General features: G+C 50.5%; 23 protein-coding genes and 1 tRNA gene. 6 read left to right on the top strand and 18 right to left on the bottom strand.

Going from position 1 to position 22,644, the window contains the following annotated elements; genetic code table 11:
- Nucleotides 1–258 precede the first annotated feature (258 nt).
- The 4 genes from kduD to J4613_RS13680 all read right to left on the bottom strand — a co-directional run bounded on the left by kduD (nucleotide 259) and on the right by J4613_RS13680 (nucleotide 4,508).
- Nucleotides 259–1,020: a 2-dehydro-3-deoxy-D-gluconate 5-dehydrogenase KduD gene (gene kduD, locus J4613_RS13695; protein WP_023258746.1), complete on the bottom strand. Its 762-nt coding sequence runs from the start codon at nucleotides 1,018–1,020 to the stop codon at nucleotides 259–261.
- Nucleotides 1,021–1,076: 56 nt separating this feature from the next.
- Nucleotides 1,077–1,913: a 5-dehydro-4-deoxy-D-glucuronate isomerase gene (gene kduI, locus J4613_RS13690; protein WP_000383274.1), complete on the bottom strand. Its 837-nt coding sequence runs from the start codon at nucleotides 1,911–1,913 to the stop codon at nucleotides 1,077–1,079.
- A 430-nt stretch (nucleotides 1,914–2,343) separates the two neighbouring features.
- Nucleotides 2,344–3,522 (bottom strand): acetyl-CoA C-acetyltransferase, encoded by a 1,179-nt coding sequence (locus J4613_RS13685; protein ID WP_000665980.1) that lies wholly within the window; start codon nucleotides 3,520–3,522, stop codon nucleotides 2,344–2,346.
- Between the two features lie 122 nt (nucleotides 3,523–3,644).
- Complete coding sequence (locus tag J4613_RS13680; protein WP_001270773.1) at nucleotides 3,645–4,508, bottom strand: LysR family transcriptional regulator; 864 nt, start codon at nucleotides 4,506–4,508, stop codon at nucleotides 3,645–3,647.
- A gap of 103 nt (nucleotides 4,509–4,611) precedes the next feature.
- Here J4613_RS13680 and J4613_RS13675 point away from each other — a divergent pair, with 103 nt between their 5' ends.
- Both J4613_RS13675 and J4613_RS13670 read left to right on the top strand, forming a co-directional pair.
- Nucleotides 4,612–5,067 (top strand): multidrug/biocide efflux PACE transporter, encoded by a 456-nt coding sequence (locus tag J4613_RS13675; RefSeq protein WP_001519547.1) that lies wholly within the window; start codon nucleotides 4,612–4,614, stop codon nucleotides 5,065–5,067.
- 141 nt (nucleotides 5,068–5,208) lie between these two features.
- Nucleotides 5,209–6,438, top strand: a complete 1,230-nt coding sequence (locus tag J4613_RS13670; protein ID WP_017465479.1) for an amino acid permease — start codon at nucleotides 5,209–5,211, stop codon at nucleotides 6,436–6,438.
- A gap of 30 nt (nucleotides 6,439–6,468) precedes the next feature.
- On the opposite strand, the gene rcnR is transcribed toward J4613_RS13670, so the two are convergent.
- Nucleotides 6,469–6,741: a Ni(II)/Co(II)-binding transcriptional repressor RcnR gene (gene rcnR / locus J4613_RS13665; protein WP_000019953.1), complete on the bottom strand. Its 273-nt coding sequence runs from the start codon at nucleotides 6,739–6,741 to the stop codon at nucleotides 6,469–6,471.
- Between the two features lie 122 nt (nucleotides 6,742–6,863).
- On the opposite strand from rcnR, the gene J4613_RS13660 reads away from it, so the two are divergent.
- On the top strand, nucleotides 6,864–7,712 hold the full coding sequence (locus tag J4613_RS13660; protein ID WP_000503687.1) for a nickel/cobalt efflux protein RcnA: 849 nt from the start codon (nucleotides 6,864–6,866) through the stop codon (nucleotides 7,710–7,712).
- A gap of 204 nt (nucleotides 7,713–7,916) precedes the next feature.
- On the opposite strand, the gene J4613_RS13655 is transcribed toward J4613_RS13660, so the two are convergent.
- The 10 genes from J4613_RS13655 to vapB form a co-directional block, all read right to left on the bottom strand.
- A complete protein-coding gene (locus J4613_RS13655) occupies nucleotides 7,917–8,675 on the bottom strand; it encodes a transcriptional regulator (RefSeq protein WP_000134795.1) in 759 nt (252 codons plus the stop codon).
- A complete protein-coding gene (locus J4613_RS13650) occupies nucleotides 8,662–9,168 on the bottom strand; it encodes a CaiF/GrlA family transcriptional regulator (RefSeq protein WP_000093329.1) in 507 nt (168 codons plus the stop codon). Before J4613_RS13650 ends, J4613_RS13655 begins: the two co-directional genes overlap by 14 nt.
- Before the next feature lie 106 nt (nucleotides 9,169–9,274).
- Nucleotides 9,275–10,345 (bottom strand): hypothetical protein, encoded by a 1,071-nt coding sequence (locus J4613_RS13645; RefSeq protein ID WP_000147758.1) that lies wholly within the window; start codon nucleotides 10,343–10,345, stop codon nucleotides 9,275–9,277.
- Nucleotides 10,342–11,085: a fimbrial biogenesis chaperone StdC gene (stdC, locus tag J4613_RS13640; RefSeq protein ID WP_000798504.1), complete on the bottom strand. Its 744-nt coding sequence runs from the start codon at nucleotides 11,083–11,085 to the stop codon at nucleotides 10,342–10,344. The genes J4613_RS13645 and stdC overlap by 4 nt, the downstream gene beginning before the upstream one ends.
- A 40-nt stretch (nucleotides 11,086–11,125) precedes the next feature.
- A complete protein-coding gene (gene stdB, locus J4613_RS13635; RefSeq protein ID WP_000705485.1) occupies nucleotides 11,126–13,615 on the bottom strand; it encodes a fimbrial outer membrane usher protein StdB in 2,490 nt (829 codons plus the stop codon).
- Between the two features lie 119 nt (nucleotides 13,616–13,734).
- A complete protein-coding gene (locus J4613_RS13630; RefSeq protein WP_001244652.1) occupies nucleotides 13,735–14,316 on the bottom strand; it encodes a fimbrial protein in 582 nt (193 codons plus the stop codon).
- A 718-nt stretch (nucleotides 14,317–15,034) separates the two neighbouring features.
- Nucleotides 15,035–15,667 carry a YfdX family protein gene (locus tag J4613_RS13625; RefSeq protein WP_000835265.1) on the bottom strand — a complete coding sequence of 211 codons (633 nt, stop codon included), beginning with the start codon at nucleotides 15,665–15,667 and terminating at the stop codon, nucleotides 15,035–15,037.
- A 46-nt stretch (nucleotides 15,668–15,713) separates the two neighbouring features.
- On the bottom strand, nucleotides 15,714–16,250 hold the full coding sequence (locus tag J4613_RS13620; protein WP_001038502.1) for an STM3031 family outer membrane protein: 537 nt from the start codon (nucleotides 16,248–16,250) through the stop codon (nucleotides 15,714–15,716).
- 806 nt (nucleotides 16,251–17,056) lie between these two features.
- Nucleotides 17,057–17,455: a tRNA(fMet)-specific endonuclease VapC gene (vapC, locus tag J4613_RS13615; protein WP_000911337.1), complete on the bottom strand. Its 399-nt coding sequence runs from the start codon at nucleotides 17,453–17,455 to the stop codon at nucleotides 17,057–17,059.
- Nucleotides 17,455–17,682 carry a toxin-antitoxin system antitoxin VapB gene (gene vapB / locus J4613_RS13610; protein ID WP_000557545.1) on the bottom strand — a complete coding sequence of 76 codons (228 nt, stop codon included), beginning with the start codon at nucleotides 17,680–17,682 and terminating at the stop codon, nucleotides 17,455–17,457. The genes vapC and vapB overlap by 1 nt, the downstream gene beginning before the upstream one ends.
- Before the next feature lie 176 nt (nucleotides 17,683–17,858).
- Here vapB and J4613_RS13605 point away from each other — a divergent pair, with 176 nt between their 5' ends.
- Nucleotides 17,859–18,110, top strand: a complete 252-nt coding sequence (locus J4613_RS13605; RefSeq protein WP_001540858.1) for a hypothetical protein — start codon at nucleotides 17,859–17,861, stop codon at nucleotides 18,108–18,110.
- Between the two features lie 274 nt (nucleotides 18,111–18,384).
- Nucleotides 18,385–19,191, top strand: a complete 807-nt coding sequence (locus J4613_RS13600; protein ID WP_010989071.1) for a DUF1460 domain-containing protein — start codon at nucleotides 18,385–18,387, stop codon at nucleotides 19,189–19,191.
- Between the two features lie 131 nt (nucleotides 19,192–19,322).
- On the opposite strand, the gene J4613_RS13595 is transcribed toward J4613_RS13600, so the two are convergent.
- Together J4613_RS13595 and actS are read right to left on the bottom strand one after the other, a co-directional pair.
- Nucleotides 19,323–19,396 (bottom strand) — tRNA-Gly (locus J4613_RS13595).
- A 79-nt stretch (nucleotides 19,397–19,475) separates the two neighbouring features.
- A complete protein-coding gene (gene actS, locus J4613_RS13590; RefSeq protein WP_000244328.1) occupies nucleotides 19,476–20,234 on the bottom strand; it encodes an amidase activator ActS in 759 nt (252 codons plus the stop codon).
- Between the two features lie 264 nt (nucleotides 20,235–20,498).
- Between actS and idi the strand changes: the two genes are divergently transcribed.
- Entirely contained in the window at nucleotides 20,499–21,044 is a 546-nt protein-coding gene (gene idi / locus J4613_RS13585; protein ID WP_000133986.1) for an isopentenyl-diphosphate Delta-isomerase, read from the top strand.
- Nucleotides 21,045–21,119: 75 nt separating this feature from the next.
- On the opposite strand, the gene lysS is transcribed toward idi, so the two are convergent.
- Complete coding sequence (lysS, locus tag J4613_RS13580) at nucleotides 21,120–22,637, bottom strand: lysine--tRNA ligase (RefSeq protein WP_000003339.1); 1,518 nt, start codon at nucleotides 22,635–22,637, stop codon at nucleotides 21,120–21,122.
- Nucleotides 22,638–22,644: the final 7 nt, after the last annotated feature.

The raw sequence follows: 22,644 nt of genomic DNA, 5'->3' as shown, positions 1-22,644 counted from the left end.
GCTACGCTATAGCGATATGTGATGGATATTACACTTTTTAAATTTAACGCCGTTGCCGGGTATTTTTTCAAACCACCAATATTTCAATAAGTTAAAGCATTGATCATAGCTATTATTTAACAATATATGGATTAAGTTAAACCCACAATATGGACTATGTTAATGAAATCATAAAAAAACCCTGTACGAGGACAGGGCTTTATCAGTTTTTTCGGCCAAAGAGTCGATTTTCCCAGAAACGCATTTGTCAGTAGCGGATTAACGCGCCAGCCAACCGCCATCTACCGCTATGGTATAGCCGTTAATATAATCAGCGGCGCTGGATGCCAGGAAGACTACCGGCCCCATTAAATCGTCCGGTAGCCCCCAACGTCCAGCCGGAATACGGTCGAGAATTTCGGCGCTACGTTGTGCATCAGCGCGCAATTGCTGGGTATTATTCGTGGACATATAGCCCGGCGCGATGGCGTTTACATTGATATTGTGTTTCGCCCACTCGTTCGCCATCAGACGCGTTATTCCCATTACGCCGCTTTTCGACGCGGTATAAGACGGAACGCGAATGCCGCCCTGGAAGGAAAGCATAGACGCGATATTAATAATTTTGCCGCCGTTGCCCTGGGCAATAAAATGTTTTGCCGCCGCCTGAGACATAAAGAACACGCTCTTGATGTTCAGGTTCATAACGTCATCCCAGTCTTTTTCCGTGAAATCAATCGCATCTTCACGACGGATTAAACCCGCGTTATTCACCAGAATATCAATATGACCGTATTCCGCCACCGCCCGTTCCAGTAATGCCGGAATGCCATCGATTTGACGCAGATCGGCTGTCAGGCTTAAAAAACGACGTCCCAGAGCGGTGACGCGCGCAATAGTTTCCGTCGGTTCAACAATGTTAATACCAACAATGTCACAGCCCGCTTCCGCCAGCCCTAACGCCATCCCCTGCCCCAATCCGGTATCGCACCCCGTCACAACCGCGACTTTACCTTCAAGAGAAAATGCATTCAAAATCATTGTTAATCCTTATTTTTGTCATGCCTGTCACGCACAGGCGTTATCACCGGTCGCGACTAGCGCAGATCTTGTACCGCAACGTGATCCATGTCATCGAAGACCTGATTTTCTCCCACCATGCCCCAAATAAACGTATAGGCTTTGGTGCCAACGCCGGAATGTATTGACCAGCTTGGGGAAATAACCGCCTGTTCATTACGCATTACAATATGACGGGTTTCCTGAGGCTGCCCCATCATATGGAAAACGCAACTGTCCTCTTCCATATTGAAATAGAGGTACACCTCCATACGGCGCTCATGGGTATGGCATGGCATGGTGTTCCATAGATTGCCGGGCGCCAGTTCGGTGAGTCCCATACTGAGCTGACAGGTTTCCAGTACATCCGGTACGAAATATTTATTGATAGTGCGACGGTTACTGGTGAGGTTATCGCCTAAGGTGACGGGCGCAACGTCGGCAGGCGACACTTTTTTCGTCGGATAAGCGGTATGCGCTGGCGCGCAGTTGTAATAAAACTTCGCCGGTCTGCTCGCCTCATTGCTGACGAAGACCAGCTCTTTCGCCCCTTTACCAATATACAGAGCATCACGATGACCAATGTCATGGCGCTGCCCGTCAACGATAATGGCGCCCGCGCCGCCAATATTAATGACGCCCAGCTCGCGGCGGTCCAGTAACCGGGAAACGCCAAGCTGTTTACCCACCTCTCCGCCGATTTCAACAGAATGGCTGACGGGCATAATGCCGCCGACAATAATACGGTCGATATGGCTGTAGACCATCGTATATTCATCAGCGACAAAAATATTTTCTATTAAAAACTCGCGTCGCAGCGCCTGGGTGTCCAGCGTTTTAGCGTGCTCGCTATGGATGCTTTGCCTTACGTCCACTTTTCCCTCCAATGATAAATCGATCGCAATGGCATAAAATCAAAACACTGTTTTGTTTTATTTAACGGCATCATAATCGCCTGGATAAAGGTTTTCAACAATAAATAAAACAACGTTTCATTTATATGGTTGGTTATTTTTAAAACTGCTGTAGCGATCACGATCGGCGCTAAAACTTACGCACTTGTCTGATTTTCAGACATGTGCGCCAGATGCTGTATGCGGTTACTCAGATAAAAATTGGAGCTTGTTTTAGAACGAGGTCTGATGTGCGAATTGAATTAAAAGCGGTATGCGTCTGCAATGCCCGACGCGGCAAGAAGTTCTGCGCTATAACGAAAAAGGGGGGGTCTGTCACTGGCTTTGCCCTCGTGATAGAGGGCTTTTTATAACGGAATACTGAAGCAGGAAAAGGGTGGCTGGCGTAGGATCAGTCGCGTTCAATGGTTAAAGCAACACCCTGGCCGCCACCGATACACAGCGTCGCCAGACCTTTTCGCGCGTCGCGTTTAACCATTTCGTGCACCAGTGAAACCAGAATTCGACAACCGGAAGCGCCAATGGGATGCCCCAGCGCAATCGCGCCGCCATTAACGTTTACCCGTCGCTCATCCCATTCCAGCATTTTTCCTACCGACAACGCCTGGGCGGCAAACGCTTCGTTGGCTTCGATAAGGTCGACCTCCGTCAGTTGCCAGCCGGCACGCTCCAGACAGCGCCGGGTAGCATATACCGGCGCAATCCCCATTAGCGCAGGATCGACGCCGACGCTGGCAAACGCGCGGATGCGCGCCAGCACCGGCAGCCCCAGCGCCTGGGCTTTCGCCTCGCTCATCATCATCACCGCGGCGGCGCCATCGTTGATTGAGGAGGCATTACCCGCCGTCACCGAACCTAAACTATCAAACGCCGGATGCAGCAGGGCTAACCCCTCCGCACTGGCGTCGGCCCGCGGTTGTTCATCCGTATCGACAATTGCGGTCTGCCCATTACGTTGCGTGACGATGGGGACAATCTCATCTTTAAAACGTCCGGTATCAATCGCGGCCCTGGCTTTTTGCTGCGAACTGAGCGCATAAGCATCCTGTAACTCGCGGCTGATGCCATATTCCCGCGCCAGGTTTTCTGCCGTCACGCCAATGTGATAATCGTTGAAGGCATCCCATAAGCCATCATGTACCAGACTATCCACCAGATTGTCGGCATCAGGCAACGCGCCGGTACGGCTGTCATTGAGGACATGCGGCGCACGGCTCATATTCTCCTGCCCGCCCGCAATAACAATGTCCGCTTCGCCGCACTGAATAGCCTGCGTCGCCAGGTGCAACGCTTTTAAACCGGAACCACAAACGTCATTAATGGTAATAGCGGAAACGGTAGTCGGCAGCCCTCCTTTGATGGCTGACTGGCGCGCCGGATTCTGCCCGGCGCCAGCCGTCAGCACCTGACCGAGGATGACCTCATCGATAGCGTTAGCGTCCACGCCGGTGCGCTCAATTAACGCTTTTACGACCATACTCCCCAGCTCGACGGCGGAATGACGGGCCAGCGTTCCCTGAAAACAGCCGATGGGTGTCCGTAAAGCCCCCACTATCACAACCTCTTTCATTACCACCTCAGCGCAAAATGACACCGCCATAGTAGAGCATTGTTAAAATTAGTTATCTTGATTGTTTAAAAAAAGTGAGTTTTATCACAAAGGAAATGACGCTGATTTGACGGTGGCGCAGCTTATTTCTGCTGCAAATGGTAGCGAAGCCAGTTCCCCGCCGTTCCGGGCGGCGTCTTCTTGTTCCACAACAAATCAATAGCAATCGCCCTCGGCCAGCCAGGAACATCCAGCTGCGCCAGCGGTTTTTCCGCCGCAAACTCTTCCACCAGCGCGCAGGGCAATACGCACCAGCCAAATCCCTGAACCGCCATGCTCAACAGTAATAAATAGTTTGGCGCTGACCAGGCCGGGCCGCGCGTAATGTTGGCATTAGATTCAAGGTAGGTATTCAGACGCAGCTCGCGCCAGGTATGCAGTTGCTCCCATTGCAGGTTCGTCTGCGACGCCAACGGATGCGTGGTCGCCACATAAACTCCCATCCAGCTTTGAACAGGCAGACGCGTCGCGCCAATGTCTGTGGGATAGTCATCACGCGCTTCAATCAGACCTATCTGGGCGCGCCCTTTTTGCAACAGGTCGATGACATCATCATTTTCTCCGATCAAGCATTCAAACTCGGTATGCGGAAATTGACGATCAAACTGCGCCATTAACTCTTCCAGACTGTCAGGGTGCAGGGTATCAGAGAGGACGAACGTGAGTCTTGCCTCCGTCTCGCCGGATAACGTCAGCGCCACCTCATCCAAACGATCGCTCGCCGATAAAATAGCCTGAACATAGCTAAGCACCCGTTTTCCTTCTTCGGTCAGAACGGGCTGGCGCGATGATCGATCAAATAATGAAAATCCCAGATCCGCCTCCAGATGCGCAATGGCGGTACTAATGGTGGACTGGCTTTTACGCAGGCGGCGCGCCGCAGCAGAAAACGAACCGCAAGAGACGGTCTCAACAAATGCCATTAACGCTTCAGGTGAGTAACGCATAACCTATCTACTTTATCGATGGATGTTATCTTTTAGGTATCACATTAAACGATAAAATAGCGGAAATTTCTTTAGTTTGATTAAGAGTAAGGTTTTTTCGTTTATGCAACATGACGCCATACAACGTCGCTCGCTGCCGGAGCGTATTTTCCATGCTGTCTGTTTTGAAGGTATTGCGACTGCGATACTGGCGCCAACGACCGCCTGGCTAATGCAGCGCTCGGTGCTGGAGATGGGCGGCCTAACGATATTGCTGGCAACGACGGCCATGATCTGGAATATCATTTATAACGCTCTGTTTGATCGACTGTGGCCTGCGCATCAGGTGAGACGAACCGCCAAAGTGCGTGCACTCCATGCGTTAGGATTTGAAAGTGGGTTTATTGTCATTGGCGTGAGTATTGTCGCCTGGGTACTGAATGTCAGCCTGCTACAAGCATTCACCCTGGAAATTGGTTTCTTCCTGTTCTTTTTGCCGTACACGATGCTGTACAACTGGGCATACGATGTTTTACGCCAACGAATAGTGACCCGCCGCCAACAGCGCGTTAGTGCATGATATTGCTCTTTTTTGCCGGGATCGCAACGCTCCCGGCCCTCCGCCTCCACGACATCCATCTGCTTAAAACGCCCCCAACTGACGCTATTTATGGTAAATTGCGCTTCTTTTTATGTGTTTTATAGTTGATAAATTCAAATAATGTCTAAAATTTGGTCAAAAGATGAGACTCTCTGGAGTTTTGCATTATACGGAACGGCTGTAGGCGCAGGCACTCTTTTCCTTCCCATCCAGTTGGGATCGGCAGGCGCAATCGTGCTATTTATTACCGCGCTGGTCGCCTGGCCTCTGACATACTGGCCGCATAAGGCGCTGTGTCAGTTTATTCTTTCCTCAAAGACTTCTGCCGGTGAGGGAATTACTGGCGCCGTTACTCATTATTACGGCAAGAAAATCGGCAGTATTATTACCACGCTTTATTTCATTGCGTTTTTTGTCGTGGTATTAATTTATGCTGTGGCGATTACCAATTCCCTGACAGAACAATTAGCGAAGCATATTCAGATAAATATTCGCATCCGGATGGCAGTTAGCTTCGGCGTAGTACTTATCCTGAATATGATTTTCTTAATGGGAAGACATGCCACTCTTCGCGTAATGGGCTTTTTAGTCTTTCCACTTATCGCTTACTTCTTGTTCCTTTCGCTCTACTTAACCGGAAGCTGGCAACCCTCGTTACTGACCGGGCAGATGTCTTTGGATAGTCACACGTTGCACCAGGTATGGATTTCTATTCCGGTGATGGTTTTTGCTTTTAGCCATACGCCCATTATTTCGACGTTTGCCATCGACAGACGGGAAAATTTTGGCGATCAGGCCATGGATAAATGCAAAAAGATCATGAAGGTCGCCTATCTGATTATCTGCCTGAGCGTGCTGTTCTTTGTCTTTAGCTGCCTGCTCTCCATTCCGCCGTCATACATTGAAGACGCGCGCAACGAAGGCGTTACCATCCTTTCCGCGCTCTCGATGATGCCCAATGCGCCGGCCTGGCTCTCTATTTCCGGTATTATCGTTGCCGTCGTGGCCATGTCGAAATCTTTCCTCGGCACCTATTTCGGCGTCATCGAGGGCGCAACCGAAATGGTAAGAACCACCCTACAGCAGGTTGGCGTGAAAAAAAGCCGGGCGTTCAATCGCGCGCTGTCTATCATGCTGGTTTCCGGGATTACGTTTATTATTTGCTGTATTAACCCGAATGCCATCTCTATGATTTATGCCATTAGCGGCCCGCTCATTGCGATGATTCTGTTTATTATGCCCACGTTGTCAACGTACCTGATACCGGCATTGAAACCCTACCGTTCAGTAGGTAATTTCATTACGTTGGTCGTCGGTTTACTTTGCGTATCGGTGATGTTTTTCGGCTAAAGTAAAAGATAGCCGGGATATAACTCCCGGCTATTTTATATAAGAATCCAGCACCTTTAATATTACGTCCAGATCTTCTTCACGTCTGGCTTCATCACTCTGATGAACGATATGCTCGGTCAGATGCCCTTTAATCACCTCGCGCATTAAGCCATTTACCGCGCCGCGAATCGCCGCGATCTGTTGTAACACGGCCGCGCATTCATGCGGTTCATCCAGCATTTTTTTTAGCGCTATCACCTGCCCCTGAATCTTGCTGGTTCTGGCTTTAAGCTTTTGTTTGTCCCGGATGGTATGTGACATTACAACACCTCACTAACATTAACGAATACAAATTATAGCATTACGATGCTACTGGGGGGTAGTATTCCATACTGGGGGGGGAGTAGAATGACGCCCACATAAAACAACTAAGAATCATTCTCATGGGTGAATTTTCGACACTTCTTCAGCAAGGAAACGGCTGGTTCTTCATTCCCAGCGCCATTTTATTAGGTATTTTGCACGGGCTTGAACCAGGGCACTCCAAAACTATGATGGCGGCTTTTATCATTGCCATTAAAGGTACGGTTAAACAGGCTGTCATGCTCGGTCTGGCAGCAACGCTTTCTCATACCGCGATCGTCTGGTTAATCGCTCTGGGTGGGATGTATCTTAGCCGGGCATTCACCGCACAATCAGTGGAACCATGGCTGCAGTTAATTTCTGCGATCATTATTCTGAGCACCGCGTGCTGGATGTTCTGGCGGACATGGCGAGGCGAGCAGCAGTGGCTGGCGGGAAACCATCATCACGACCACGACCACGACCACGACCACGACCACGACCACGACCACGACCACGACCACGACCATCATGGTCACATACATCCGGAAGGTGCAACGTCAAAAGCGTATCAGGATGCCCATGAACGCGCCCATGCTGCCGATATTCAACGCCGTTTTGATGGTCAAACAGTGACTAATGGACAGATCCTGCTATTCGGCCTGACCGGAGGGCTTATCCCCTGTCCGGCTGCGATCACCGTTTTACTGATTTGTATCCAGCTTAAAGCGTTTACACTGGGCGCCACGATGGTGCTGAGCTTTAGTCTTGGCCTGGCATTAACGCTGGTGACGGTAGGCGTTGGCGCGGCGATAAGCGTTCAACAGGCAGCAAAGCGCTGGAGTGGTTTTTCGACGCTTGCCCGGCGGGCGCCCTATTTTTCGAGCATTCTGATTGGTCTGGTCGGCGTGTATATGGGAATTCATGGCTATACCGGGATCATGCAGTAAATATGTAACGCTTCTGCTCAGGCCGTATCATTCACGTCGGGTTTCATTCCAGAAGCGTTTTTACTTATCAAACGGTATGAAAGGCCATACATTCAGCGTCCCGCCTGAATTCTGTATTTTACTCCACTACAGGCAAAACATACCCCACCGCCACCGGGTGTAGCCGGCGTGTCAGTGTTTCTGGATAGGGTCGCCGGAGGCGGGTTATTGCGGCGCGATAAACGGAGTTCGCTGCAGTGATTTACAAAACCGGGTACCAAACAGCAGTTCCCGTAATCGGTTCCGCATTCCCAGCTTCACCAGTAACCGGTATTTGTCCTGCCAGATTTGCTTCTCCTGTGTATTCAGCCTTCCACACAACGCTGACAACCTTCCTCGTCCACGGTAAACTTCCTGAAGCAAGCGTAACTGGGCCAGGCTCACTCCACATGCCAGTATCTCCCGGTGCATCAACTGATCCATATAGTTCATCAACCGCTTCGGATTGTTAAATATCGGTGGCACTTCCAGAAAGCCCGTCACCGGATCCGGAGATAACAAAAAGGCGTCCAGCCCTCCTGTCCTGCGCAGGCGTGCGCCCCCGGCCCACTGTTCATCCCGCCGCCACCGAATAAGTATCTCCGCCAGTTCCTGCTCCAGCAGCGCCGGGATGCCGCCGTATACCTTCAGTACCACCCGGTCGCTGAAAAACAGCTCATCGCTGATAATCATAACCGGGTAGTCCGGCAGTATCTGTCTCAGGGAATAGAACAAAAAGAGATGTTCACGGGGACGCAGACACAGTATCAGTATGGCCTCCGGTTTCCGACGTAATTGCTGCAACAGAACAGGCAGCCTGTATGCGGTTTCACAGTTGCAGCCCGGCAGAAATCTTCGGACCAGGTGTGCCACGGCGATCGTCACCGGCCAGCAGTCACCGTAAACGATAATCTGCCGGGCCGGCATCCGGTTATGTTCCGTCATCCTCATCCTCCTTCTTTTTCAGGATCTTTCCCGCATTTCTGTTACTGCACAGCCGGTTCCACAGTTCATTTGCCATCGACCTGTCACCATTACCGACCCGGCGTTTTGATACCAGCGGCGGTCCGGCTTTTTCACGGCGCGTGGACGGGGTGGGACTGTCAAGAACCCGGATAACATAAATCTCATAGCGTCGTGCTTTATTAGGCAGGGTCTGGTGACGGCAGATGCTGACCACCCGCGATGTTTTGCTTCGCAGATAGGCAATCAGGTAGCTGGCCCGTCTGGCCGTGATGTGAAACGCCTCTGCTATCTGGTTACGCTGAACCCAGTTCTGCTGCAACAGGCACCAGTGTGCCACAATGATATACAGGGGCTCGTCGGCATACTGGCGGACGCTTTCCGGAATAAAACAGGCATCATGGTTGGTCTGTCCGGGATAATGAATATCGTTACCTGAAAAAACTATCTTCTCTTTTGATTTATCAGAAGACATGCAGACTCTCCGTTTTTTAGTGAAAAAGACCGAGAAGAAAAAATAATCATAAAGATAAATTTATATCTATTTTTAATTAACTATCAGGAAATGGTATTTAATTCTGCTAATTGTAAGTAACAATCACTGTCATTGCGGCTGAAAAAGCACCTGTTTTAATTACCGCACCGGGTATAGCTTCGACCTTTGCTTTATACTGTTTTATAATTTTGCCACCAGCACCGTTATCAAGATGGATAGATCCCATATCTGTTTTCATATTAAATTTAACTGGTGTGTTATTATCCACATCAATTACCGACAGTCTGAATCCATTGTTTTCTTGTTTATTATTCTTAAGAATTACGGTGCTGTCAGCATCTGCCAGTGTCAGATCGTTGGTCCTGAACTCTATAGCCAGTGGGGCAACGAACGGGGTCTGCGTTCCGACATTCTGTTGTGCTGTAACGGTGAAAGGTACTTCCCTGGGCACCATGGTTTCCTTATATTCCGTATAAAAATGCCCCATTTTGATGGTAGCAGAAGGAGAAATAATAACCTTGCCTGAGTTGTCAGGAATCATCCTGATATTAAAGGCAGAAACCGACAAAGGTGTATACGGTTTAGTTGGTGACGGTACGGTTGATGGTTTATAGGGAAGAATATCAAATGTACTTGCCGGAACGTTTATGTTCAAAAAACCATATTTAAAACTTTGTTCAACATAAATACGTACAGTAAGTTTTCCACTCAGATTATATGTTTTATTCTGTTCCAACTCTTGACCAAATATCTTTGAGCTGGACCAGCCGGCAAAACCTGCCTGTATCTCCCGCCATGAAAATTTAACAGGATCTCGACTACCCTCCTGAATAAACAACTCCATACCAAGACCGCTCTTTTTCAGGGCTTCCACCATTGGTTGCACATTCTTAAGACTGATAGTGGCATTATAAGGTTCTGAATAAGTATTAATTGCAGTTATGCAGGTATAACTGAAGGGAATGTCTTTAATTGTCTGTAGTTCATCACCTGTGCCATATTGCCCTGCTTTAATATTAATATTCTGGATGTTAACACTCCCAGTGGCATTACAATATGACCATTCGATAGCTGCCTGCGCAGAATCACAGACAGCAAAGAAAAAAAATACACCTGACAGTATCAGTGATTTCATATTGAATAATCTTCCTGTCATGATGTCGCCCCTGCGTCCTTAAACGCACAGTTCAGGGCATCGCAGGTGTAGCGATTCATCTGCAGTCCCCCGTAATCATCAATATACCCCACCCACAGCGTCCGGGTTTCTGCCGGCAGAACAGCCTTTAAAGGCAGGTTCCCCAGGGGCGGCACCATCACGCCCTCGCGGAAACCGCTGAGCCTGTGGCTACGGTCTGCTCCCAGCCACGCCACAGTGATGTAGTACGGCGTCGGGTTTCTGAGGGTCAGATGTCCCGCATTCCGCTCAGCAGTCAGCTTTCTTTCCGGCTGGTCACTGCTGCTTCTGATAATGGCTTTCGGACGGTAAAACAGTTTCAGCTGGCTCTGCATGGCCAGTTGCAGAACGTTGTCGTCTTCTGGCTTCGGGGGAACGCCCCGCACGTTAAACCAGAACAGTGTTTCCCTGTCCTGAGGGAGCTTATCTGTCAGCCCGCGAACCTGGGTGATACGGACCTGGGATTTCTGTCCGGCATCAATACGCTGCAGCGGCGGCAGCGCCATCAGCGCATCGGTTCTCACCCCGTCAGCGTCCGTCACCCAGGACTGCGCCAGGAACGGCGTGGTTTTGTCATCGTTATTCAGCGTGATGGCCACCGTTTTCTGCGGCGCATCCATGATAATACGGGTCCGGTCAACATTGACGGCCGCCGGGCTGTACTGGCTCCATGCTGCCGCCAGTGCGAGTAAAATCACACGGCTTCTTCTGCTGTTTTTCACCTGTTTTCTCCTTTAGACCTGCTCTGTGACAGGGATATTTTTATCTGCAGGGCAGTAACAGCGGCCCCCGGCTGAGTGTCACCGTTTCCGGCAGGGTGAGTCTGCACTGCACCCGGCCATCCCAGGACACATTCAGGGTCCGGCGGTCTTCCCCGCTGAGACCTGTCAGGTAGGCCAGACCGCCATCTCCGACCATCCCCGCGGTTCTGCCGGTTTTCCCGGACACCACCAGGGCGCCAAACGGCGGACTTGCGCCATCAGCCAGCCGGATATGACCGAGCACCTGCTCCCCCTGGCTGGCGTCAATCTTCCGGTAGCCCACCGCGCCCTCCGTCAGTACCTGACTGATGACGGAGCTGCTGACGTCCACGTCCTCCGGCAGGGCGGCCACATCAACCGAAATATCGCTGCGGCGATAGCTGCTGCCGGCGCTCACCACGCCCACCCCGAAGCGGTTGGTCACCCCGCTGTTGCCGTTCACCGGCACACCGGCCACGTCTCCGGTATCTATCATCATGCGGGGCTCATTCCCGGCCATCGACTGGCTGAAAGCGGCACCGTGGGCGGTGGCAGTCACCGAGCCGTACCAGCTCAGGCCCAGGCTGCGGTACTGTCCGGGCTGCAGGGTGGCGTCCGCTGCCGCCTGGCCCCACGGCAGACGGCTCTGCACGCTGCCGCTGAAGCTGCTGTTGCTGCCGGTGTCATAACGGTTATGACCGGCGCTGATGTTCCATGTAGTGTCCGGGTTATGGAAATCGCTGTAATTCACGGTCTGCTGCAGGCCGCCCCGGTTATCTTTCTGTACGCTGTAACTCACCTGGCGACTGTCTCCCCACGGGATACTGATGGTGGCGTAGACCTGGTTCTGGCTACCCCCGCCGGTGTACTGGTTACGGGCAAACGACACCGAGGCCGAGAGTCCCTGAAGGTCGCCGAGACTGAACACCTTGTTGAGGCTGAGCATGTAGTTATTGTTGGACTGTGCGTTCCAGTAATTGAGCCGGCTTACCGAGAGGGCCGCGCTCATGTTGAGTACCGGAACGGACTGGCTATAAGTCACGGTGTAGCTCTGTTTTTCATGCCATGCATCGCCGCCGTCAGTGGTCCGACGCTGCAGGTACTCCGGCATGGACAGAAAATGGCGGTCCGAGAAGCGGTATCCGACGAACGCCAGGGTACTGCCGGTTTTATCAAACGTTTTGGCATAGTTGATACGGTAGCTGTAACCGGACTGCTTCTGCCCATGCGGCAACCGCGCATCTGAGCGGGTGACGTCCGCAGACAGAGCGCCCAACAGCCCCATATTCTGGCCGATCCCGAGCGCCGCGGACTGGTAGTCGCCGGTGGAGGCAATGAGGCCGCCATACAGCGACGTGTTGTTAAATGCTCCCCAGGTGGCCTCCCCGAGCAGAAAGTCAGGGCTGACCGTGCTGTTGTTATGCGTCCCGCCGTACAGCGGACGTCCGGCGGCCACCTTATAGCGAACCTGTCCCTGGCGTGCCATAAAGGGGACGCTGGCCGTGTTGACCTGCCAGGTCCGGACGCTACCGTCGCTTTCCCGGACGCTGACATCCAGGTTGCCGCTGATATTCTGGCTCAGGTCGGGAAGCTCAAAAGGCCCCGGCGACACCCGGGTCTGGTACAGAATGCGACCATTCTGGCTGACGGTGACCTGTGCATTACTGTTCGCAATGCCGCTAATTTTCGGGGCATACCCCTGAAGAGAGGGCGGCAGCATGCGCTCATCGCTGGCCAAAGTGAGCCCGGCAAAGCGGAAGGAGTCAAAAATAGCGGAGCTGAGGTACGTCTGTCCGAGCGTCAGTTTTGAGCGCAGTGCTGGCAAGGCACGGAACAGATACGTCTGCGGCAGATAAAAATCGGACTGTGATGCACCCTGCCCACTGTCAAAACGGCTGTACTGGTAATCGCTCCGCAATCGCCAGGCGCCGAGATTAAACCCGGCGGTGCCGTAGAGGCTGTAGCTGGTAGAGGTTTCCCCCTGCTGCGGCATATAGCGGTTGACCATCAGGCTGTAATCAAGCAGGCCGGCGGTGACGCCGTCGCTCCAGCGTGAAGGGGGCACCCAGTCCGGGTCCTGATAACGCATCCAGGCCTGGGGAATAATGAAGGTCAGACGCTGATTTTCAGCGCTGTACCGTACCTGACTGTCAGCGGAGCGCAGCTCAAGGCATTGCCCGTCCGGGATACCGGTAACGGGTTTCAGGCCATGAATAATCTTATCCTTAAGACCCAGCATGGCCACCATGTCTGTTGTCACACAGATGACGGCCGCGTCGAGTCCGGCAACCGGTACAACCCTGACCGGATACTGTTCCCGTACCGGCTGGTCATTGAGCCAGATATCGAGAATATAGTTACCGGGCGCCACATACCCCTCGCGGCTGAAGGCCGTGAGGTCCACGTTAGACAGGTTCCCGCTGTCCAGCAGGCTGGCATTGAACTCCGTGGCCTGCGACTTCAGGACGGAAAATGTCAGGGTAATCAGAATGGCAAGCCGGGTAATTTTCATGGCATGGCGCTTTCGTGTTGTCGTCCGTGTAACAGACAGCCCGCAGGCACAGTCAGATATAAAAGCCGTCCGATCCCCTCCGTGGACGGCTTCTCCCTGTCGTTATTTACCGCGTGAAATCACAGGTATTTCAGGGTGTAGGTGACGGATGCGTTGAAGTCACCGGGAGTGACGCCATTATCCAGTGCTATTAGTCGGGCAAAGAAGTTGAGTTCGTTGTTTCCGGCCTGCAGTTGCTGAGCGTCGCCATCCGGCATCGGGGTGTTGGGCTCGATAATTGTGGCGTTGTCACTCTTCAGTAGCTGGACACCAACATGCTGTGCGATACCGCTGGTGGTGTAAGCCTTTTTGCTGGTATTCGCTGCGCCAGAGAAAGATACGGTTACTTTGGACATTTTCCCTGCGGAGCCAGCTGTGTCCGGGGTATTCGGATCGAAAGCACAGTTCTGTAGATGAATGGTGAACGGTTTTGATTCCGTAGTTGCGTCGGCGGTATTCAGTTTACGGTAAGAAATCTGTCCAAACGGAACGGTGATCGCATCGTCACCCGGCGCGATATCACAGGGGGAGTTGGTGATGGTGCCAGTGAAGGTAATTTTACCTGAGCCGAACGGGCCTGCTGTGGGTGGATCGACTGCATATACAGAAGCGCCATACATCATACCGGCAGCCGCCATGGCAAGTATTATTTTATTACGCATAGATAATATGTCCTTTGGGTGAATGAGAATTATTTTGCAAAGGCTGAAAACAACTCTGAGGGTATTAATGAAAGCGTTCAGAAAAGATTCGTATGAATAATAAACGCCTGGTGTTAAACGAAGCACCTGAACTTTCCATCGAAAAATATTGATTTCAGCTAATGCCTAATCAGTTGTAAGAAAATTCTTATTCAAATTAAAACAATAAAAATAGATCGATACGATCGATGAATATGATCGTAATTTAAGAATAATCATCAAAGAAATACTTTTTAATGTAATTATAAGCGGGTGAATACCTAACAGACAGATATTCGCAGCGGACATGAAATATTTTGTAATATGTTATCGGGAATGTATGTTTTGCTTTTCCATTACACTGGATATTTACAAAACATAATACTAATCATATATAACAATGAAATTACTGGCAGCATAAAAAACTGGATATAACGCAAGTAAAAGGCATTTAATTCCAAAACATTAACTTAATAAATCATTATGAACCATCATAAGTGGAAGGAATAAAAAATAATAAATGAAATGATATTCTTCTGTATTTGTGATGGGCATCACAATAGATATAAATGCAGGTACCCTGACATTTCTGAACTTCGCGGATGAAATTTAAAAACAATGCCGACAGCAAAGAACAAACTGGTAATAGCTGTCAGACATAATGCTGCCTGCTGTAATGTATACAGCAGGCTGGGGGATATTAATGCGCGGCGTCGTGCTGCACGGAGTGCGTGGGTGATTCCTGAACTGACTGAGAGTCTACAACTATGCCATCCTGAGCTGATTTCAGTAACAGACCTGCCTGATAGTATTTTCCTTCGTTCATCAAGGAAAGCGCTGTGGTCACATCCTTACGGGTTTGCTGAAGAGGAATGAGTTCCTGATTTTCAATAACACTGACGCCTGCTAGTTTCAGGGCCTCTATAGTTCCTTTTTTATCTCCTTCTTTCATTTTCTGGTTTGCTTTATTAATAGCATCATTTTTCTGGCCCGCAGGGAGATAATCTTCTGCTACCGTAATCGATGAATTTATCCGAATATAGTGGTCTCCTTCAACTGGGGCTTTTTTATCTGATTTGACATACAGATTCCAGTCAGTGCTGTCATCGTTCAGGAGTTTTTCTGCTTGCGCAGCCAGTTGTTCCGCCTTTTGGGTGCGACCATTAAACAACTCGAATCGCGACATTCCGATATCACGCATGGCCTGCCAGGCCTGTCCGGATATCTTGTCATTATTCAGAGTAACGTTATCAGTCATGTTTGTTGCGGCCATAATATTTCCTGAAAACAGGATAACCATCAGCGCAACGCCTGGCATAATATGGCTTTTCATAATCCATCATCTCCACAAAGTAACATTTTTTATCGGATTATCCTATTCAGAACCGGTAACCCACGCCAAGATTAAAACCATTGCTATTAAGGCTTCCGCTGTTATGGGTAGCATCAAAATCCGCTCCCTCATAACCCAGAGTTATAGCGACACTACTGACCGGGGTATAAGCCACGCCAGCAGAATAACCATATCCGACCTTACTGTCAGACTCATTTATCCCGTGATCACGCTGATGCAATAATACGGGGCCCACTTGACTATACAGACTTAACTGGTTATTTATTTTCCATGAGGGGCCTGCAAGCAGGGAGTAATAACGGGTTGTTACACGACCATTACTGCTTTCATCGGAATAGCGCTGGCTTCCATTTAGCCATGCAAATGAGGTTGTCAGCCCCCAGTCCGGTGACATTTCATAGTTGTTTGCCAGCCGTACCCCACGCAACGTCCCGGCGTGATTAGTATGGGACTGGGCGTATCCAAGTGAAAATGTACTGGCATTATCGTCTGCCCATACCGGACTGGCTGCAGCAGACAGCAGAACAATACCGGCACTTCCGGCTAATAGCATTTTGTTCATCTTCTTCTCTCCGGTTATTTTTACCTGATGCCTTACTGGCATGTATTAAGTTAAAATCTTTCCGTGATAACAAACTATAAATAAATCTTTTAATTTATGAGCGCTGTTACGCCAGCAAATACCTTTATCTCCGGCTGTCGGGAGGCTATTCACGAAAATATATCCAGGCCAGAAACAGTATTTAATAATAAATAAACTGGAAAATAAAAACTGACAAAAATAGAAGTTCACTGATATATACCAAAAATAATTTGAGTTGCTGAAAGGCGGCAAGGGAGTGAGTCCCCGGGAGCATAGATAACGCTGTGACCGGGGAGAGCAACAAATCTGCTGGGAGCAGATTTGAACGTCGCGTGCGACGGCCCGTCAGGGCGAGGCCCATGGATGGACCGAGTAATCCGTTGCCAACACATAAGCACCTTGAAGTATGAAGGGTATATAACGGGAAAGAAGGCATATCGGCCTGGTAAATCAACGTCTGTGATTTAAGTTGCAGGAAACGGCTATGGAGAGGGGGGGGCGGCAGTTATCGGGCAGTAACGGCATTGTTCAGTGAGTATCCAGGAAACAAAAAAAGAAGGGAGCGGTACTCCCTTCGTAAACATGTCAGAATACGACATTTTGGTACTCTTTTATTTATTATCTGGCCGTAAAAGTTATGCTGTTGGCAGATATCTCCAGTCAACATAAAAAAATACCACCAGCTAAAAATGTGATGCAAACCACCATTAAGCAGGTAACCAAATTGACTGTGCCACTAAATCCGGAAAAGAGTTTGAATCCGGGGATAACATCTGATGCAGAAATTAGCACCAGTCTTCGATTCGGATACCCGGAATGCGTTCAAACTCGCGGAGATTGTTTGTGACGACGACCAGTCCGCGGCTACGGGCATGGCCAGCAATCATCTGGTCATAAGGCCCGACAGGTGTTCCCTTGCGGGCCAGTTCGGCACGGATTTGACCGGTATGTATCGCTGCCTGTGTATCGTAATCCAGAACCTCAAGGCGGGAGATAAATCCCTCCACGACGGCAAGATTACGCTCCGGCGCCAGGCTTTTTTCAGCACCGTAAATCAGCTCCATTAAGGTGATGGAGCTGATACACATTCGGGATGTATTGAGGTTGAAGCGTTCTCTGATGTGTTCGGGCTTATTTTTGATGGTGAAAATACAGGTATTGGTATCAAGCATGAATTTCAGCATCAGAATCCTTCCCGTTCCTGTACTGCGGGTTGTTCTCTGGTACTCATAAAATCAGTACTGGCGCCTTCGCCATCGAACCAGCTGTCCCAGGATTCTCCGACTGGAGTAATGATTCTGCTTCTGCCAACCGCAATGATTTCGACATGTTTCACATCATCCGGAAAGGATATCGATTTAGGCAATCTGACTGCCTGGGTCCGGTTACTAAAAAAAAGTGTTGTGTGCATAACTGCCTCCTTTCTGGATATACAACGAGTATATCCATTATGAGTAGAGGCGATGTATATGTCAAAGAGATATACAGGAAAAAATAATCCAGTCACATGACGCGCACTCCGCAGGGCATCCTTGTCCGACTCCGGCATTTCTGAATACATCCAATGAAGGAAATACCATGCAAACAATGCATAAAAAACATATGTGCCCATGGCTTCTGCCCGGTTTGCTCGGTCTGGCTCGGTGTGCGCCAGTACCGCATACTTACGCAGCCATCATTGAGGCAGGATTTTATCCGGAAGGTACAGATCTCCAGCTTGTTCTTAAGATAATTGAGACCGCGCGACAGGAAATCCGTCTGATGGACTATTCCTTCACCTCTTGGGAGGTGGTCCGGTTCGAACATTCAGTGAGTACAAAATTCTCCATGTCAAAGTGATCGTCAGCGACGACCGCCACACCGAGGTGGACGCGTCAGAATCGCTGATCGGACACGTCGCAATCTACACTCTGACTTATAAGCCAGCCTGAAGGGGCATGTTGGCTTTGACGATCAGGCAAAAAACAACGGCGAATAAAGTCGTATGATGATCTTCACATTTATCATCATCAGCGTTCATATTACTCAACCTGTAATCAACCTCTGGCGTTTTTCTGTATCCATCACAACCATTTCCGGTAAAGGTAAAAAAGGGATTTGAACCTTTCCGGAGATGATAATGAAGGTAAATGCATGGACAATTTTGCTTATGTCGGCGCATCTGACGGCCTGTGCCGTCCCTGGCACAGAAAAATATCAGACCAGCATGGACAGCGTTACGGCAGAAAAAATAAGCCGGATTATCCAGTCGGATGTCATTCCTTATAAAGGCGAAAACCATGGAGAAGTTATCAGCCGCGTATCGTCTGCTTTTCTCGGAACACCTTATCAGGCGGATACGCTCATCGGTGGGCCCGGCATCCCCGAAGTCCTTGTAGCGAATTTCAACGGCGTGGACTGCTTTACCCTGGCTGATTACGTTGAAGCCCTGGCCCGCAGCGATAATCAGAAATCGTTTCTGCATAATCTTGCCAGGACTCGCTACGCCGCGGGCAAAGTTGCTTATCTCAGCCGCCGGCACTTCTTCTCTGACTGGTTCGCCGCAGCACCGCGTAATGCACGGGATGTAACGCCGGATATCAGCCCTGATTATGTCGTTGTTGACAAGCAGCTTAACCATAAACCTGATGGCGGCGAGTACATTCCTGGTCTGGGCATCCATCCTCGTAAAATAAATTACATTCCCGGAAGAGCCATCAACCAGCAGGTCATGAACCACCTAAAAAACGGGGATTATATCGGTGTCTACTCCCCGCTTGACGGGCTGGACGTTTCACATGTGGGTATCGTAGTTCGCCATGATGAACAGGTGTGGTTCAGGAACGCCTCCTCATTGGCCGCAAACAGAAAAGTGGTGGACACACCGTTTATGGAATACATGCATTCCAGACCGGGCATCGTTGTGCTGCGGGCTGAATGATAAAGTCATTACCGGAGTCGCCAGCTGATAATAGCCGTCCGACATAGGTATTGAAACCCTGTGTACTGTGGGGCCGACACGGAAAATTGCTGTAAATTCGTGGATTTAGTAAATACTAGAAGATATTTGTCTGGAGCGGGCGAAGGGAATCGAACCCTCGTATAGAGCTTGGGAAGCTCTCGTTCTACCATTGAACTACGCCCGCTTTGAGATGCGTAAGGCATTATAAACCTTACGCTCTGGTTGGCAAGAGACTTACTGGCTGACTGGCGATTAATTCGCCGTCAGCACTTCGGTTTACTCCCCTGCGGCGGCAGATAACGCAGCGGATCGATGGCCGTCGCCCGGTAGCGAATCTGGAAGTGTAGTCTTACGGATGCGGCATCCGTGCTGCCCATCGTAGCGATTTTTTGCCCCGCTTTAACGCTTTGTCCATTATTAACCAGCATGGTGTCATTATGAGCGTAAGCCGTAATGTAATCTTCATTGTGCTTAATCATGATGAGATTGCCGTAACCGCGCAGCTGGTTCCCGACATAGACAACTTTACCCGCTCCCGCCGCATAAACAGGCGTTCCGCGCGCGCCCGCAATATCGATCCCCTTATTTCCGCCCTCCGCGGTGGAATAAGGTAAAATCACTTTACCGTTAGCAGGCCATACCCAACAACGCTGCCCCACCGGCGGCCAGGAGGATTTTGGCACCGAAGATGACGGTCTGACCGCAGCAGTTTTTGTTGCTGTTTTATTGCTGGTTTTGCGTGTTGAACTGCTACTCTTTGCGCTGCCGCGCACTTTAATTCGCTGCCCCACCTCAATAGTATAAGGCGGAGAAATGCCATTCAGTCGGGCCAGTTCTTTCACGCTGGTTCCCGTAGCGCGCGATATACGATACAACGTATCGCCGCGCTTAACGGTATAGACGGAGCCGGAATACGTTCCTGAGCCGGAATTACTGGAACACCCCGCCAGCAGCAGCCCTGTGCATAACAGCACCGCAATACCCAGGCTATTTTTGTTCAGGCGTCCTGCGCTCAAAACCATTCCTCACTCTATTGACAGACGCCTTATGATAGCAGCCAAATGCCGTATGCCCAATCCATTGACGCCGGAAAGGGTCCGCGCGGATGATGATGCCGCGAATATCCGATATGCCAGCATAATATCGACTCACGGCACAATGGTGCTCGTCTGCGTTCTGTCAGGGCCTGTTTTGGTAATGCCTTTCTTTCTGTTATGCGCTACGCTGATCGTCTGAGTATATGGCCTGGCCATGCTGCCGGGTCATTTTAATTTTCAGGAGCTTTCATGACTGAGGAACATGTCGTTTTATTGGATGAGCAGGATAAGCCTTCCGGCACACTGGAAAAGTATGCGGCTCATACGCTTAATACGCCTTTGCATCTGGCTTTCTCCTGCTGGCTATTTAACGAAGATGGTCAGTTGCTGGTAACACGACGGTCGCTGAGCAAGAAAGCCTGGCCAGGCGTGTGGACGAATTCGGTTTGCGGTCATCCGCAACAAGACGAAACCACCGAAGAGGCGATCATCCGCCGTTGTCGGTTCGAACTCGGCGTGGAAATTACCGATCTCACCCCCGTCTATCCGCACTTCAGCTATCGGGCGACAGATCCAAACGGTATTGTGGAAAATGAAGTCTGTCCGGTATTTGCCGCGCGGGCAACCAGTGTGTTACAGGTTAACAGCGAAGAGGTGATGGACTATCAGTGGAGCGAATTTAAAAGCGTATGGAAAAGCCTTCTCGCTACGCCGTGGGCATTTAGCCCGTGGATGGTCATGCAAGCGTCAGACGAACAAGCGCGTGAACGACTGCTCAATTACTGCCAGCGTTAAAAATTGCCTGATGGCGCTACGTCTGAACGAAGAGATGCCGGATGGCGGCTAATGCCCCATCCGGCAATTTACATCTTATTTCACCGGACGCATCGCCGGGAACAGAATAACGTCGCGAATCGTGTGGCTGTTAGTAAACAGCATCACCATACGGTCGATACCAATTCCCAGACCCGCTGTCGGCGGTAAACCGTGTTCCAGCGCCGTCACGTAGTCTTCGTCGTAGAACATGGCTTCGTCGTCGCCCGCCGCTTTTGCATTAACCTGATCCAGGAAACGCTGCGCCTGGTCTTCCGCATCGTTCAACTCGCTAAAGCCATTGCCGATTTCACGACCGCCGATAAAGAACTCGAAGCGGTCAGTGATTTCCGGGTTCACATCATTACGACGCGCCAGCGGAGACACTTCAGCCGGATATTCGGTGATGAAGGTCGGCTGAATCAGATGCGCTTCAGCGACTTCGTCAAAGATCTCGGTGACGATACGGCCCAGACCCCAGCTCTTCTCGACGTGAATGCCGATGCTTTCAGCAATCGCCTTCGCGGAATCGAAGTTGTCCAGATCAGCCATATCTGTTTCCGGACGATATTTCTTGATCGCTTCACGCATGGTCAGTTTTTCGAACGGCTTACCGAAGTCAAACACTTCATCACCGTACGGAACCTGGGTGGTGCCCAGAACATCCTGCGCCAGCGTACGGAACAGAGACTCCGTCAGCTCGATCAGGTCTTTGTAGTCCGCATACGCCATATAGAGTTCCATCATGGTGAACTCAGGATTATGGCGCACGGAGATGCCTTCGTTACGGAAGTTACGGTTAATTTCGAATACGCGTTCGAAGCCGCCAACCACCAGACGCTTGAGGTACAGTTCCGGCGCGATACGCAGGTACATGTCCAGATCCAGCGCGTTGTGATGGGTGATAAACGGACGGGCAGACGCGCCGCCTGGGATCACCTGCATCATCGGCGTTTCGACTTCCATAAAGCCGCGAGCAACCATAAACTGGCGAATACCGGCCAGGATCTTCGAACGGGTTTTGAAGGTGTTACGGGATTCATCGTTAGAGATGAGATCCAGATAACGCTGGCGATAGCGCGCTTCCTGGTCCTGCAGGCCGTGGAATTTATCCGGCAACGGACGCAGCGCTTTCGTCAGCAGGCGCAGTTCAGTGCAGTGGATAGACAGCTCGCCGGTTTTGGTTTTGAACAGCTTACCTTTCGCGCCGAGGATATCGCCAAGATCCCACTTCTTGAACTGCTCGTTGTAAACGCCTTCCGGCAGATCATCGCGCGCCACATACAGCTGAATGCGGCCGCCTACGTCTTGCAGGGTAACAAAAGAGGCTTTACCCATAATACGGCGAGTCATCATACGGCCCGCGACGGACACTTCAATATTCAGCGCTTCCAGTTCTTCAGCTTCTTTCGCGTCAAACTCTGCGTGCAGTTGGTCTGAGGTACGGTCACGACGGAAATCGTTCGGGAACGGGATACCCTGCTCACGCAGTGCAGCCAGCTTCTCGCGACGTGCCTTCATTTCATTGTTAAGATCGACTACCTCGTCAGCGCCCTGTGCGTTTTGTTCAGACATGTTGATT

This window comes from Salmonella sp. 32020114201800008SM (genome assembly GCF_017572025.1).
In the GTDB taxonomy this organism is placed as follows: domain Bacteria; phylum Pseudomonadota; class Gammaproteobacteria; order Enterobacterales; family Enterobacteriaceae; genus Salmonella; species Salmonella enterica.
The sequence above is the reverse complement of the archived record's forward strand: the minus strand, read 5'-3'. Positions and strand labels throughout refer to the sequence as shown.

Coding starts and splice junctions, on each gene's coding strand:
- vapB (WP_000557545.1), bottom strand. CDS start 17,682: ATGCACACAACACTTTTTTTTAGTAACCGGACCCAGGCAGTCAGATTG.
- stdB (WP_000705485.1), bottom strand. CDS start 13,615: ATGAAAATTACCCGGCTTGCCATTCTGATTACCCTGACATTTTCCGTC.
- J4613_RS13625 (WP_000835265.1), bottom strand. CDS start 15,667: ATGAAAAGCCATATTATGCCAGGCGTTGCGCTGATGGTTATCCTGTTT.
- actS (WP_000244328.1), bottom strand. CDS start 20,234: ATGGTTTTGAGCGCAGGACGCCTGAACAAAAATAGCCTGGGTATTGCG.
- J4613_RS13660 (WP_000503687.1), top strand. CDS start 6,864: ATGGGTGAATTTTCGACACTTCTTCAGCAAGGAAACGGCTGGTTCTTC.
- J4613_RS13620 (WP_001038502.1), bottom strand. CDS start 16,250: ATGAACAAAATGCTATTAGCCGGAAGTGCCGGTATTGTTCTGCTGTCT.
- J4613_RS13645 (WP_000147758.1), bottom strand. CDS start 10,345: ATGACAGGAAGATTATTCAATATGAAATCACTGATACTGTCAGGTGTA.
- kduD (WP_023258746.1), bottom strand. CDS start 1,020: ATGATTTTGAATGCATTTTCTCTTGAAGGTAAAGTCGCGGTTGTGACG.
- J4613_RS13675 (WP_001519547.1), top strand. CDS start 4,612: ATGCAACATGACGCCATACAACGTCGCTCGCTGCCGGAGCGTATTTTC.
- vapC (WP_000911337.1), bottom strand. CDS start 17,455: ATGCTGAAATTCATGCTTGATACCAATACCTGTATTTTCACCATCAAA.
- J4613_RS13685 (WP_000665980.1), bottom strand. CDS start 3,522: ATGAAAGAGGTTGTGATAGTGGGGGCTTTACGGACACCCATCGGCTGT.
- J4613_RS13600 (WP_010989071.1), top strand. CDS start 18,385: ATGATAATGAAGGTAAATGCATGGACAATTTTGCTTATGTCGGCGCAT.
- J4613_RS13655 (WP_000134795.1), bottom strand. CDS start 8,675: ATGACGGAACATAACCGGATGCCGGCCCGGCAGATTATCGTTTACGGT.
- idi (WP_000133986.1), top strand. CDS start 20,499: ATGACTGAGGAACATGTCGTTTTATTGGATGAGCAGGATAAGCCTTCC.
- lysS (WP_000003339.1), bottom strand. CDS start 22,637: ATGTCTGAACAAAACGCACAGGGCGCTGACGAGGTAGTCGATCTTAAC.
- J4613_RS13670 (WP_017465479.1), top strand. CDS start 5,209: ATGTCTAAAATTTGGTCAAAAGATGAGACTCTCTGGAGTTTTGCATTA.
- J4613_RS13680 (WP_001270773.1), bottom strand. CDS start 4,508: ATGCGTTACTCACCTGAAGCGTTAATGGCATTTGTTGAGACCGTCTCT.
- rcnR (WP_000019953.1), bottom strand. CDS start 6,741: ATGTCACATACCATCCGGGACAAACAAAAGCTTAAAGCCAGAACCAGC.
- J4613_RS13605 (WP_001540858.1), top strand. CDS start 17,859: ATGCATAAAAAACATATGTGCCCATGGCTTCTGCCCGGTTTGCTCGGT.
- J4613_RS13630 (WP_001244652.1), bottom strand. CDS start 14,316: ATGCGTAATAAAATAATACTTGCCATGGCGGCTGCCGGTATGATGTAT.
- J4613_RS13650 (WP_000093329.1), bottom strand. CDS start 9,168: ATGTCTTCTGATAAATCAAAAGAGAAGATAGTTTTTTCAGGTAACGAT.